Origin of the sequence: Bradyrhizobium sp. SZCCHNR2028, from assembly GCF_032380995.1 — a bacterium.
In the GTDB taxonomy this organism is placed as follows: domain Bacteria; phylum Pseudomonadota; class Alphaproteobacteria; order Rhizobiales; family Xanthobacteraceae; genus Bradyrhizobium.
On record NZ_JAUHJF010000041.1, the window covers coordinates 1 to 12323 of the forward strand.

The following is a 12323-nucleotide window of genomic DNA, read 5'->3' on the forward strand; positions in this document are numbered from 1 at the left end:
AGGCTGGATAGAGGACTTCCACCTCCAAGCTGTCGTTCATACTCGGCACACCACCCATGGCCCGCCTGCGAAAAAAAATGCAGGCGGCAGGTACCACAGGTGCTGCCGATCATCCGGCATTCCCTGCGCGGTGGGCTTTTCGGCTGCTTCGCGCTCTCCCCGGGGACCGGCTTGTTTGCCCCCGTCATTCGCGCAATGCCGGAAGGCATCGGCGCGAGCTTGACACCAGCATCGGGGTGTCAGGACCACGCGACTTGACCGCCCGCAACCCGCCGTTCGTCCGCGCGCTCACACGCGTTGCGACAGACTGCGGCCACCGCCTCCCCGCCTCACGTCTCGTGACGACCGCGAACCGTCCCTCTTCATCGAGGCGGGATGGCCGGAAATGTGAAGGCGATTTGCCCGACGGTGCAAGCGGAATGATTGCGACAAACTAACACGACGGGCAGTTTGCGCATGATGGGGTTGCAGCAATTGCCCGTCGGGCAGATGTGCGACGGACTACGACGGCATGACCTTGAGCGATGTCGCCGCGTATCGCAGCAGGTAGGGTTTGCCTGCCGGTTTCCCGATGGGCTGCTCGTGTCCGAAGAAGGCGACATAGCAGTCGTAGCCGCCGATCTCCGGCTCCAGCCAGCAATGAACGACCACCCCATATTCGGGGCCGCCGTCCTGCTGACCATCGTAGCTGACCGCCATTCCAGGCGGCAGGTACCTGTCAGGAACGGCCCGAATGCTTGATAGACTCACTTGGTCTTCCTCAAAGCTGTCACCGCGGTGAACGCGGGCTTGGCTTGCCGCGGAACGACAATGAAACTTGACGATAGAGCCTGATCTCGCAAGACTTACCAGGCATCTTCAAGATCGAGCCGGCCCCGCGCCTTCTGTTTTCGCGCGGCCCGCCGTCGATCGCTTCACAGTTCCGCCCAGCCCCATGCGCAGCCGCCAAGTCAACTTCTTTCTGACGCCGAAGGACCAGGCAGAGCTGCTGAGCAAGCTCGATCCGGCGCCGCCCATTTAGATCGGATGCTGCTCCGCGCCGCCTCGTCCTTGCGGGGTGTCTTCACTTTTCCCTTTCGCTGACGCTCAACACCAGCGTCGACCTGGTCGTGACGTTCTGGGCCGCCAAGGCGCGGCATCGTCTCGCCCACCGGCCGAGCCTCGTGACGCGGATGCGGCAGGCATCAGGCGCCGTCATGTGCAGCCTGGGCGGCGCACTGTTGTTGGCGCGGCGCACGAGCTGACGCCAAGATCAGCTGGCGCGAAGTTGCGCTTCCAACACAAATTATACTTCCAAACAAACGTGCCGCAGCACGCCGGCGCTTGTGGCGCCGGCACACGCAAGCCGATGCGTTGCGATCGCCCCTGCCGGAGCTAGTCGCGATAGCGGCAGAGCTCGTCGCCATTCTCGTATTCGTAGCAGATCTTGACGCGCCGGTAGGGCCGTTCCCCGTCGGAACTGCGCGAGCGACGATCCATGTCGTCATCATCGCGTTGCATTCGCGCGTTTCGACCCGTGGTGCGATGGTCCATGTCCTGATCCATCATGCGGCCCATGCGGTGCTGGCGCATCCGATCCATGTCCATGCGATCCATGCCCATGCGGTCGTCGTCGCGCTGTTGTGCCGTCCAGTCGCGGTTCACCCGCGTGTCTTCGGCTCTCTGGCGCTCGCGTTCACGGGCCTGGTCCGACTGCTGGGGCGTGCGTTCCGGCTGCACGGGAACGGCCTGGGTCTGGCTGGTTCCCGGCGTGCTGTCGGCCTGCTGAGCTGACGCGCCTGCTGAGAGGAGACAAGAGGATATTAACACGACGGTCGCTGCTGCTGGAACGCGCATGGTTCATCCTCCAAGAGAATGCTGTCTAACCGTGCGGGTCAGCGTTGGTTCAAACGACATTGCCTGTTTCGATGCTGCGCCGCAAAGCAGATGACAGCCGGACGCAGAAGCGAGCTGAAGTGCTGAGCCAGGGCGGTTGCCGGTTGCTCTCCGGCGTCAGCCCGAGATCAGGTCGTGGTTGATTCCACGCCGGCGCCAATATCGCGCGCGCAGCCGCGGTGCGATCTGCCAAGAGACAATGGCTGACAGCACCACGCTCAGGGCAATCATGACCGGCATTGCGAGCATCGCGTGATTGCCGAGCGGCGTGAGAAGAATCGTCAGAACTCCCGCACCGAACAGCACGGCCTGAACCATCATGAAGACCATCGCCGAAATCTGTGTTCGCATGGACATTGCGGTCGCTCACGGTTGTTGCGCCTGCAAGTCAATGAAGTATCCGTCGAACAGTTCCGGCTCACCATGGTCTCGAGGTCGGATCCGTGTCGCCCGGCCGGCCGCAAGCCGGCCGGGGGGACGTCGTTTGCACTGCGGCGCTGACGGGGGACGACAAGCTCGGCTGCGTCGTGCCGCCCCCCGCCCGTCATTCCAGCTCGATCGCCTGGTAGGTGCCGGTCTCGTCGAGCGCGGTGCCCCAGATCTTGTGCGAGGCCTGGTGCTCGGCGCGTCCGAAGGAGAGCTTGCTGCCGAGCCCGAGGTCGATGCTCTGCATCGACTCCAGCGTGTCGACCAGCCGCTCGGTCTCGAGCGGCGTTGTCTGCTTCAGCGCCTGGATCAGGATGCTCGCCGAGATGAAGCCCTCGAGCGAGGTGTAGTCCGGCGCCTCGCCGGGGAAGTACTTTTCCAGCGCGGTCTTGTAGTCGAGCACCAGGCTCGAATAGCCGGCGACCGATGGAACGCCCTGCGTGACGATGACCCCATTGGTGTATTTCGAGCCGAGCAGCTTCAGCTCCGCGGCGAGCGACGACGATCCGACCGCCGAGATGTTGGCGTAGATCAGCCCTGGAACCGCCTCGTGGGTCTTCTCGATGAATTTCGCCGCGGCGCGGTCGGTCGCGATCATGATCACGGCCTTGATCGGTGGCTTGGTCTGCGCCTTCAGCTTGCCGACGGCCTCGTCGACGTCCAGCGAGCCGCGCGGGAAGCCGTAGCGGATGATCGGATCGGTGATGCCGAGCGCGCGGAATGCCTTGGCGACGCCGTTGGCGCCGTCGTCGCCATAGGCGTCGTTCTGCGCGAATACGGCGATCTGCTTCGCCGGGATGCGCTTGACCTTCATCAGGTAGCGCACGATCGCCGCGGTCTCTTCGGCATAGCTCGCACGATAGTTGAAGACGTAGCGGTCGGGCGGATCGCGGCGGACGACGGCGGAGCCGCTGTAGGGCGCGAAGAACAGCGCGCGGCGCTCCAGCGCGTAGGGGATCGCCACCGCGTTGTTGGCGGTGCCCATGTTGCCGATATAGCCGAACACCTGGTCCTTCTCGTAGAGCTGCGTCATCGCCCCCAGCGTCCGCGTGGGATCATAGCCGTCGTCGGCAGCGATCAGCCGCAGCTTGCGGCCGTTGATCCCGCCGGCGTCGTTGGCGCGATTGAAGGCGGTCTCGATGCCGAGCTTCATCTGGCGCGCGGACTCCTTGCGGACTCCGGAGAACGGGATGACGGTGCCGAACCGGATCTCGGTGTCGCTGACGCCGTGCGGAAGCGGAGGCGGCAGGTTGGCCGTGGGCTGCGTCGACGCGGCTGCGGTCGAGGGCGCCAGCGCGAAGGACAGCGCCGGAGCCGCCGACTGCTGCTGGCTGAGCGACCGCTCCAGCTCCGCCAATTGGCGTTCTGCGGTCTGACAGCTCACCTGCGAGGACGCGACCCGGCCGCGGCCCTCGGCGATGTAGCTGTTGAAGGTGCGAATGAGTCCATCGCGCTCGCCGCCGTTCGACGAGCCCTGGCGGATCACTTCGCTGAACTGATCGATGATGGTCTGGACGCGCCCCTGGGCGATCTCGCGGCACGTCGCGGCCTGGCCGACGACCGGACCGACGCGGGCGGCGAGATCACGAACGACATCGGGGGAAATGGGAGCAGCGGAGGCGGCAGGGACGAAGAAGCAGGTTCCGAGAAGGAGCGCACACCAGCGAACGGTCATTTTGAACTATCCGTCTTCTTGTGATTGGTTGGCTAAGTTCACACCATGAGTCAGACAGGCTTCCTATTAAAGACAGGTTGCATGACACCGCAATATCCATTCGGCCGATCGCGGTCGCCTGGAACTCATAGCGGGGCGCACCGCTCGATCGTGTTTCGCGCCGCGTCGCGCAACCCGCCGAACTAACAGGCGGCACGAACGATTAGTTCTCAGAATCAACAGTTTGCCGCGGGGCATGGCGACCGGCTTCACCGGCCGGTCAAAGAACTCAGCGCGATGCGCGAGGCGTCTCCGGAGCCGCCTGGACGCCATCGGGATGCCCGGACGAAGTTGTTCGCAGTCTTAACCAGCATTAACGCGAGACCATCAAATGCCGGGCGACGCCTTCAAGGCTGGGTCATCTTGCGCCGCAGTCTCGAGTCACCGGCGACGACATGCCGCAGCTCAGCATCCGATAACGACGAGGTGAGACTGAATTGACGGGAGAAGCGTCCTGACCCGCCGGCCCATCGCTGGCTCGCTGCCGATTTTGGCGATAGCAGCAGATCGCAGCTCATAGCGGTGGGAAGAGGTTCGTGATGCCATGGAAGAATACGACGATGGAGTTCGGTGCGATCGCCAAGCTCTTCCACTGGACCGGCGCCGCGGCCTTCATCGCGGCCTATGCCGTCGTGTACTATGTCATCTGGTTCATGGATGACACTTCCCCGGACGCCTTGCCCGTGCTCAACGTCCATTGGGTGCTGGGCACGATCGTCGGCCTGTCCGTCCTGCCTCGCCTGCTGTGGCGGCTCGTCAACGTTCAGCCCGATCAGCCGCATGCATCAGATGCCGAGGCGTGGCTCGCGCACGCCGCGCATTGGGGATTGTACGTGCTGCTGATCCTGATGCCGCTGACCGGCTATATCGGCACCGATGCCGCCACCGACTTCGGAGCGTTCGCGCTGCCGAACTTCCGTGAGACGGCGCTATTCGGCTGGATCGAGACGCGCTGGGGCATCACCTGGGAGGCGTTCGAGCCGCCGGTCGACGCAATCCACCATGTCATCGGCAAATGGATCGCGTGGATCGTGGTGGCCCTGCACGTCGCGGCCGCGCTGTTTCATCACGTCGTCCGCCGCGACGGCGTCCTGACACGGATGCTGCCGGGCCGTTCGGCCGCGTGAACGATGCGCGACCCGTGACGACCGCTCTGCGATCCCCACACGATCGTCATTGCGAGGAGCCGCAGGCGACGAAGCAATCCAGAGTCCTCGTGCCACCCTGGATTGCTTCGCTGCGCTCGCAATGACGAAGATTCGTGCATCACCCTCAGTCCGCCGAACTACTTGTTCGGCAGGTTGGTCCTGATGTGCAGCTCGCGCAGCTGCTTCGTGCTGGCTTCCGACGGCGCACCCATCAGCAGGTCCATGGCCTGCTGGTTCATCGGGAACAGCGAGATCTCGCGCAGGTTCGTGGTGCCACAGAGCAGCATCACGATGCGGTCGACACCGGCGGCCATGCCGCCATGCGGCGGGGCGCCATACTGGAAGGCGCGGTACATGCCGCCGAAGCGGTCGACCACCTCCTGCTCGCCGTAACCTGCGATCTCGAACGCCTTCACCATCGCCGCCGGCTTGTGGTTGCGGATGCCGCCGGAGGCGATCTCGTAGCCGTTGCAGGTGATGTCGTACTGGAACGCCTTGATGGTCAGCGGGTCCTGCGTCTGCAGCGCCTCCAGGCCGCCCTGCGGCATCGAGAACGGGTTGTGCGAGAAGTCGACCTTCTTGTCCTCCTCGTTGTACTCGTACATCGGGAAGTCGACGATCCAGGCCAGCTTGAACTGATCCTTGTCGGCGAGGTTCAGCTCGTCCGAGACCTTGTTGCGGGCGAGGCCTGCGAACTTCCAGAACTTGTCGGGATCGCCGGCGACGAAGAAGGCAGCGTCGCCCTCCTTGGTGCCGAGCTGGCTGCGGATCGCAGCCGTGCGCTCCGGACCGATGTTGTTCGCCAGGGGACCTGCGCCCTCGCCGCCCTCGCGCCACATGATGTAGCCGAGGCCGGGCTGGCCCTCGCCCTGCGCCCACGAGTTCATGCGGTCGCAGAACGCGCGGCTGCCGCCGGATGGCGCCGGGATCGCCCAGACCTGGTTCTTGGGGTCCTCGAGCATGCGCGCGAACACCTTGAAGCCGGAGCCGCGGAAGTGCTCGGAAACGTCGGCCATCTCGATCGGGTTGCGCAGATCAGGCTTGTCGGAGCCGTATTTGCGGATCGCCTCGGCGAACGGGATGCGCGGCCAACCCTTGGTCACCGGCTTGCCCTTGGCGAAGTCCTCGAACACCCCGGTGATGACCGGCTCCATCGCCGCGAACACATCCTCCTGCTCGACGAAGCTCATCTCGACGTCGAGCTGGTAGAACTCGCCCGGCAGGCGGTCGGCGCGCGGATCCTCGTCGCGGAAGCACGGCGCGATCTGGAAGTAGCGGTCGAAGCCCGACATCATCAGCAGCTGCTTGTACTGCTGCGGCGCCTGCGGCAGCGCGTAGAACTTGCCGGGATGGATGCGCGACGGCACCAGGAAGTCGCGCGCGCCCTCCGGCGACGACGCGGTCAGGATCGGCGTCTGGAATTCGAAGAAGCCCTGCTCCTTCATGCGCCGGCGCATCGAATCGATGATCGCGCCGCGCGTCATGATGTTCTGGTGCAGCTTCTCGCGACGCAGGTCGAGGAAGCGGTATTTCAGCCGGATGTCCTCGGGGTACTCCTGCTCGCCGAACACCGGCAGCGGCAGCTCGTCCGCGGGGCCGAGCACCTCGATGTCGGACACGTAGAGCTCGATCTTGCCGGTCGGCAGATCATCATTGTCGGTGCTCTTGTTGTCGGCGCCGGCCGGGCGGCGGCGCACCTTGCCCTCCATGCGCACGACCCATTCCGAGCGCAGCTTCTCGGCCAAGCTGAACGCCGGCGAGTCCGGATCGACCACGCATTGGGTGATGCCGTAATGGTCGCGCAGGTCGACGAACAGGACGCCGCCATGGTCGCGGATGCGATGGCACCAGCCGGACAGCCGGACCGTCTCTCCGATGTTGCTCTCGCGGAGCGCGCCGCAGGTGTGGGTCCGGTAGCGATGCATGGTCGTCCTGAATGGTCGTCGTGAGGAGAAGGAATCGGCGCAGCCCTTAAAGGCGCGCTCCGAATGCGCGCAGGGTTTAGCCGAGCCGCCCCGGCGCGGCAACCGCAGGAACGGCCTTTTCGGCTTCGCAGCGGAAAAGGCCGCCCGCCCTGGCCCTCACTGCAACGTCGCCCCCGATGCCGAATTGAGCAGGCGCTGAAACGCTCATCTGACGGCCGTTTGGGCTCGAAAAACGGCCGCCCCGCGCCTATCTTGGAGCCATGACCGTGCATTTCCCCTTCCAGAACTCCTACGCCACGCTGCCGGACAATTTCTTTGCCCGGGTGGCGCCGACCCCCGTCGCAGCGCCTCGTCTCATCAAGCTGAACCGGCCTCTCGCCGCGGAGCTGGGGCTGAACCCGGCCGAGCTGGAGACGCCGGAGGGCGCCGAGATCCTGGCCGGCAAGACCGTGCCCGAGGGGGCCGAGCCGATCGCGATGGCCTATGCCGGCCACCAGTTCGGGCATTTCGTGCCGCAGCTCGGCGACGGCCGGGCGATCCTGCTCGGCGAGGTGGTCGACCGCAACGGCGTGCGCCGCGACATCCAGCTCAAGGGCTCCGGGCCGACCCCGTTCTCGCGCCGCGGCGACGGCCGCGCCGCGCTGGGGCCGGTGCTGCGCGAATACATCGTCAGCGAGGCGATAGCGGCGCTCGGCATCCCGACCACCCGCTCGCTGGCGGCGGTCGTCACCGGCGAGCAGGTCTATCGCGGCACGGCGCTGCCCGGCGCGGTGCTCACGCGGGTCGCGACCAGCCACATCCGGGTCGGCACGTTCCAGTATTTCGCCGCGCGCCAGGACACCGACGCCGTGCGCCGGCTCGCCGACCACGTCATCAGCCGGCATTATCCGGACCTCGCCGGCACCGAGCGGCCCTATCACGCCCTGCTCGATGCGGTGATCGCGCGCCAGGCCCGGCTGATCGCCGACTGGCTGCTGGTCGGCTTCATCCATGGTGTCATGAACACCGACAACACTTCGGTGTCCGGCGAGACCATCGATTACGGCCCCTGCGCCTTCATGGACGGCTATGACCCGAAGCAGGTGTTCTCCTCGATCGACGAGTTCGGCCGCTATGCGTTCGCCAACCAGCCGCGCATCGCGATGTGGAACCTGACCCGGCTCGCCGAATGCCTGCTGCCGCTGTTCGGCGGCGACAAGGACCAGGCGATCAAGGAGGCCGAGGCCGCGCTCGACGGTTTTGCCGCCCAGTTCACCGACGCGCACCAGGCGGGGCTGCGCCGCAAGCTCGGCCTGTTCATGCAACGCGAGGGCGACCAGCCGCTGGCGCAGGCATTGTTCGATGCGATGGCGGCGGCCCGAGCCGATTTCACGCTGACGTTCCGTCGTCTCAGCGACGCCGCCGGCAGCGGCGATCTCAGCGAGGTCCGCGTCCTGTTCGAGGATCCCACGGACTTCGACGAATGGGCTCAGCGCTGGCGCCGGCGCCTCGCGGAGGAACCGCAGACGGCGGCGGAGCGGGGCGAGGCCATGCGCAAGGTCAATCCGGCCTTCATCCCGCGCAACCACCGCATCGAGGCGGTCATCACCGCGGCGGTCGAGAACGACGACTACGCGCCGTTCGAGGAGCTTCATGCGGTGCTGGCCCAGCCGTACGACGACCAGCCGGACCAGGCCGCCTATGCCGAGCCGCCGCAGCCCCAGGAACGCGTGCTGCAGACGTTCTGCGGCACGTAAACGGCAAGCTCCCTGCCTTAACCTCGCGTCCACCATGGCCAGCGTCACACCCGGGTCCTTAAGAAACGATCAACGCAGCCCCGACAAGTTGAAGCAACAAGTCGGGAGGTCGCGCACGTGGACGCGCTGGTGTTCGAATTCATGGGTCTGGCGATGATCGCCTTGTGCCTGATCGTGCTCGCCGTGCCCTCGGCGCGGCGGCCGTCGGGCCGCGTCCGGCATCACTGAGGCCACCCCGGACCGCCCATCGTCAACCATAGAGCGATCAGCTGACACCGGAGCGCTTGCGTTCCGGGCGGTTTGGGCCGACAAGCGAAGACGAATTTCGTTCCTTCCCCTTTGCCGACACCCTTGACTTGTCAGCGTTTTCGGACGACGGCGTAAGTGCCTCGTCATGGATCGTTCATGGACTTGATCACCACCACCGCGGACCTCGCGGCCGCCTGCGCCCGCCTCGCCCAGCACCCGGTCGTCACCGTCGATACCGAGTTCCTGCGGGAGACCACCTACTACCCCCTGCTCTGCGTCGTGCAGATGGCGAGCCCGGACGAGGCCGTGGTGATCGACGCCCTTGCCGAGGGCATCGATCTCAAAGCCTTCTTCGAGCTGATGGCGAACGAGAAGGTCCTGAAGGTCTTCCACGCCGCCCGCCAGGACATCGAGATCATCTGGCACCGCGCCGGCATCGTGCCGCACCCGATCTTCGACACCCAGGTCGCCGCGATGGTGCTGGGATACGGTGACAGCATCGCCTACGACCAGCTGGTCGAGCGCATCACCGGCCACCGCCCCGACAAGACCCACCGCTTCACCGACTGGTCGCGGCGGCCGCTGACCAAGGAGCAGGCGCATTACGCCGAGGCCGATGTCACCCATCTGCGCGACGTGTTTGCCGCGCTCGATGCCGACCTGAAGAAGCGCGGGCGGAGCGACTGGGTCAGCGAGGAGATGGAGATCCTGACCTCGCCGAAGACTTACGACTTCCATCCCGAGCGCGCCTGGGAGCGGCTGAAGACGCGGGTCCGCAAGCCGAAGGAGCTCGCGGTGCTGATCGAGGTCGCGGCCTGGCGCGAGCAGGAGGCGCAGAGCCGCGACGTGCCGCGCAGCCGCGTGATGAAGGACGACGCGGTCGGCGACATCGCCACCCATGCCCCGACAACGATCGAGAAGCTCGGCAATCTGCGCTCGCTGCCCAAGGGCTTCGAGCGCTCAAGATGGGGCTCCGACATCGTCGCCGCCGTGCAGCGCGGGCTGGCGCGCGATCTCGCCGCCCTGCCGAAGCTGGAAAAGCCGCGCAACAACTCCAATGGCGCTGCGATCGTCGAGTTGCTCAAGGTCCTCCTGCGCATGACCTCGGAGCGCCATGCCGTGGCGAGCAAGGTCATCGCCACCGTCGACGATCTCGAGCAGATCGCCGCCGACGACAATGCCGACGTTGCTGCGCTGCAGGGCTGGCGCCGCGAGCTGTTCGGCGAGGCCGCGCTGGCGCTGAAGCACGGCAAGCTCGCGCTCGCCATCGAGAAGGGCCGCGTCGTCCGGGTCGACCGGGCCTGACGGGCATCGCAGCGGCTACGTCTTCCGGAGTTTGCCCAGTTGATTGCAGCAGGCGGCACGGCCGCCCATAATGCTGCCCATCATTCGGCGCTGGTCTGCCCCCTCAACTCCGCCTCGATTGTCTGAGACACCTCAACCAGAGCCATCGAAAGAATGTAGGCGCTGGTCGGCAGATTGAGCTGGCGCGCTTTCGCGATGGCCGCCTGGAGGCTGCTCGCCAGCTCTTTGAGCTCTTCCTCTCGGGTCATGTCGTGGTCTCGGTCCTGGAGCTGCCGCGTGAGCAAAGACGATTGCGAACCGCCGGAACAGAAGCTGCTGCGGCTGCTCAGCGAGAATCCGGTCGACCTGCACGTCGTCGAGGCCCTTCGCCTCGTCGTCGCGTTCAACAAGATCAGCGATCCGGCCGATCGCCGTATGATTATCGATCTGGCCGAACGACTCGCCTCAGGATGATACCGCCAATATCCGCCGCGGTCACACCGCGAGCCGGCCGCCGGCGCCGATAAGCTCGGCACTGTCGAGGACGCCGGCAAAATTGCCAATCACCTTGGTTACAACCAGCTTGTACAACGCAGCGTCGCCGGCACAAGCCTGCCGGCATGCGACGGCGTCTCCGATCACCTGATAGCGGTGGCTGCGGTGAAAACCGTCCACCACCGTCGAGAGGATCGTCTCGTCCAGCGAGAAGCCGAGCAGCACGCAGCGCATGCTGCGCATGTTCGCCATGTACTCGGCGAACCGAGCCGAGCTATAGGCCGACGGCAGTGGATGCTCGAACGCAAGCTCCCCTGGGGTCGGCTTGAAGTCCGGAAGCCAGTTCGTCAGGTTGGAGGCCGGATTGAACCAGGCCGCCTGTGCGATCCGCTTGAGATGGACGACCGGCCACAGGTTGTCGCGCCAGAGCGCGATCAACTGCCGGCACCGCGCCGTGACGACATCGCCATCGGCGATCAGATGCCTGCGTCCCTCGGCGAGATATTCGCATTGCAGATCGGCGCAGACGAGAACCGGCGGATCCACCTCGGTGGCACCGAACAGATCTCGGCTCGACATCACTGTCTCGCTGCGGCGAAGTCGCGCAAGGGCGAGGACGCCGGCCGGCCGGCCGAGAGATCGAGCACGCCCGGCCGGTCCCAGTCCCCTTCCGGACGAATGATCATGTAGGGATCGCTGTCGAGCGTGATCGCGTCGTCGCACGGCTCAAGGTCCAGCACCATCTCAGTGTATGAGAAATCCGAGAAGGTGAGCTTGCGATTATGGCCGAGCGGCTTGGCGCCGAAATGCGCCCAGAAATCGACGAGACGATCCTGCGCGTGGCCATAGGCCTTCTTGAAGCCCTTGCGCCTGCAATAGTCGAGCGCCTCGCGAACCAGCTTGAACGACAGTCGCGAGCGCCTGTACTGATGGCGCACCGCGAGCCGCTCGACCTTGGCGAAGTCGCCGAAGAAGCGCACGCGCACGCATCCAGCCGGCTCGTTGCCGACGAAACCGAGGAAGTGGGCTGCAACCAGATCGTTGCCGTCGAACTCCTCTTCCATCGGACAATCCTGCTCGGTCAGGTAGACCGCCGAGCGGATCGCCGTGACGAGCATGAGGTCATTCGGATCACGCGCGATGCGCACCGTGATCGCGCGCGGATTTGTCTTTGCCGCCCTGGCCGAACTAATGCTTTGCATCCGCGATGCTCCCTTGTCCGAAACTCGTGATCGACTGGATCGAAGGCGCGATCATCTCGGGCAGCCGGTTCCACGGCCGCTGATACCACCAGAGATCGGGCTGAAAGCTTGGAACCGGCGTGAAGCCGAGTGCGCCGAGAAACCCGCGCCCTTCCGGACTCGACGGTTGTGCGTAGTAGTCGGCGGCGCGAAATCTCGCGCCTTGCAGCGCCTGCGCGACGTTGCCGAGGCCGATTGCTCCTCGCCCTTGCGCCACGAGCGCCCAGACA

The 12323-nt window shown here is 65.4% G+C and carries 12 protein-coding genes and 1 pseudogene; 4 read left to right on the forward strand and 9 right to left on the reverse strand.

The features are described from left to right. Positions 1-501: 501 nt before the first annotated feature. From QX121_RS31320 to QX121_RS31335, 4 genes are all read right to left on the reverse strand, one after another. Positions 502-699, reverse strand: coding sequence for a hypothetical protein (locus QX121_RS31320; RefSeq protein WP_315813890.1), 198 nt, complete (start codon positions 697-699; stop codon positions 502-504). Positions 700-1374: 675 nt separating this feature from the next. Continuing rightward, positions 1375-1836 carry a hypothetical protein gene (locus QX121_RS31325; RefSeq protein WP_315813891.1) on the reverse strand — a complete coding sequence of 154 codons (462 nt, stop codon included), beginning with the start codon at positions 1834-1836 and terminating at the stop codon, positions 1375-1377. Positions 1837-1992: 156 nt separating this feature from the next. After that, the gene (locus QX121_RS31330; RefSeq protein ID WP_315813892.1) at positions 1993-2193 is read right to left on the reverse strand and encodes a hypothetical protein; all 201 of its coding nucleotides are present in this window, start codon (positions 2191-2193) and stop codon (positions 1993-1995) included. 226 nt (positions 2194-2419) lie between these two features. After that, complete coding sequence (locus QX121_RS31335) at positions 2420-3976, reverse strand: ABC transporter substrate-binding protein (protein WP_315813893.1); 1557 nt, start codon at positions 3974-3976, stop codon at positions 2420-2422. 578 nt (positions 3977-4554) lie between these two features. On the opposite strand from QX121_RS31335, the gene QX121_RS31340 reads away from it, so the two are divergent. Beyond that, positions 4555-5142, forward strand: coding sequence for a cytochrome b (locus tag QX121_RS31340; RefSeq protein WP_315813894.1), 588 nt, complete (start codon positions 4555-4557; stop codon positions 5140-5142). A 158-nt stretch (positions 5143-5300) separates the two neighbouring features. On the opposite strand, the gene aspS is transcribed toward QX121_RS31340, so the two are convergent. Continuing rightward, the gene (gene aspS, locus QX121_RS31345) at positions 5301-7088 is read right to left on the reverse strand and encodes an aspartate--tRNA ligase (protein ID WP_315813895.1); all 1788 of its coding nucleotides are present in this window, start codon (positions 7086-7088) and stop codon (positions 5301-5303) included. 260 nt (positions 7089-7348) lie between these two features. Here aspS and QX121_RS31350 point away from each other — a divergent pair, with 260 nt between their 5' ends. Beyond that, on the forward strand, positions 7349-8824 hold the full coding sequence (locus QX121_RS31350; RefSeq protein ID WP_315813896.1) for a protein adenylyltransferase SelO: 1476 nt from the start codon (positions 7349-7351) through the stop codon (positions 8822-8824). 405 nt (positions 8825-9229) lie between these two features. Continuing rightward, positions 9230-10378: a ribonuclease D gene (rnd, locus tag QX121_RS31355; protein WP_315739434.1), complete on the forward strand. Its 1149-nt coding sequence runs from the start codon at positions 9230-9232 to the stop codon at positions 10376-10378. An 80-nt stretch (positions 10379-10458) separates the two neighbouring features. Here the strand turns inward: rnd and QX121_RS31360 are convergent, their stop codons facing one another. Beyond that, a complete protein-coding gene (locus QX121_RS31360; RefSeq protein ID WP_315739433.1) occupies positions 10459-10626 on the reverse strand; it encodes a hypothetical protein in 168 nt (55 codons plus the stop codon). A 28-nt stretch (positions 10627-10654) separates the two neighbouring features. Between QX121_RS31360 and QX121_RS31365 the strand changes: the two genes are divergently transcribed. Then, positions 10655-10831, forward strand: coding sequence for a hypothetical protein (locus QX121_RS31365; protein ID WP_315739432.1), 177 nt, complete (start codon positions 10655-10657; stop codon positions 10829-10831). Positions 10832-10852: 21 nt separating this feature from the next. Here QX121_RS31365 and QX121_RS31370 read toward each other — a convergent pair whose 3' ends face one another. The 3 genes and pseudogenes from QX121_RS31370 to QX121_RS31380 all read right to left on the reverse strand — a co-directional run. After that, positions 10853-11431: an isochorismatase family protein gene (locus tag QX121_RS31370; protein ID WP_315739431.1), complete on the reverse strand. Its 579-nt coding sequence runs from the start codon at positions 11429-11431 to the stop codon at positions 10853-10855. Next, positions 11431-12054 (reverse strand): GNAT family N-acetyltransferase, encoded by a 624-nt coding sequence (locus QX121_RS31375; protein ID WP_315739430.1) that lies wholly within the window; start codon positions 12052-12054, stop codon positions 11431-11433. The genes QX121_RS31370 and QX121_RS31375 overlap by 1 nt, the downstream gene beginning before the upstream one ends. Next, positions 12041-12323, reverse strand: a pseudogene (locus QX121_RS31380) (hypothetical protein); the annotation flags it as partial. The gene QX121_RS31375 and the pseudogene QX121_RS31380, both read right to left, overlap by 14 nt.

Bases quoted from the DNA above. Each gene is read 5' to 3' on its own strand.
- QX121_RS31320 (WP_315813890.1), bottom strand. From the start codon at position 699: ATGGCGGTCAGCTACGATGGTCAGCAGGACGGCGGCCCCGAATATGGG.
- QX121_RS31370 (WP_315739431.1), bottom strand. From the start codon at position 11,431: ATGTCGAGCCGAGATCTGTTCGGTGCCACCGAGGTGGATCCGCCGGTT.
- QX121_RS31350 (WP_315813896.1), top strand. From the start codon at position 7,349: ATGACCGTGCATTTCCCCTTCCAGAACTCCTACGCCACGCTGCCGGAC.
- QX121_RS31360 (WP_315739433.1), bottom strand. From the start codon at position 10,626: ATGACCCGAGAGGAAGAGCTCAAAGAGCTGGCGAGCAGCCTCCAGGCG.
- QX121_RS31375 (WP_315739430.1), bottom strand. From the start codon at position 12,054: ATGCAAAGCATTAGTTCGGCCAGGGCGGCAAAGACAAATCCGCGCGCG.
- QX121_RS31335 (WP_315813893.1), bottom strand. From the start codon at position 3,976: ATGACCGTTCGCTGGTGTGCGCTCCTTCTCGGAACCTGCTTCTTCGTC.
- QX121_RS31325 (WP_315813891.1), bottom strand. From the start codon at position 1,836: ATGCGCGTTCCAGCAGCAGCGACCGTCGTGTTAATATCCTCTTGTCTC.
- aspS (WP_315813895.1), bottom strand. From the start codon at position 7,088: ATGCATCGCTACCGGACCCACACCTGCGGCGCGCTCCGCGAGAGCAAC.
- QX121_RS31330 (WP_315813892.1), bottom strand. From the start codon at position 2,193: ATGGTTCAGGCCGTGCTGTTCGGTGCGGGAGTTCTGACGATTCTTCTC.
- rnd (WP_315739434.1), top strand. From the start codon at position 9,230: ATGGACTTGATCACCACCACCGCGGACCTCGCGGCCGCCTGCGCCCGC.
- QX121_RS31340 (WP_315813894.1), top strand. From the start codon at position 4,555: ATGCCATGGAAGAATACGACGATGGAGTTCGGTGCGATCGCCAAGCTC.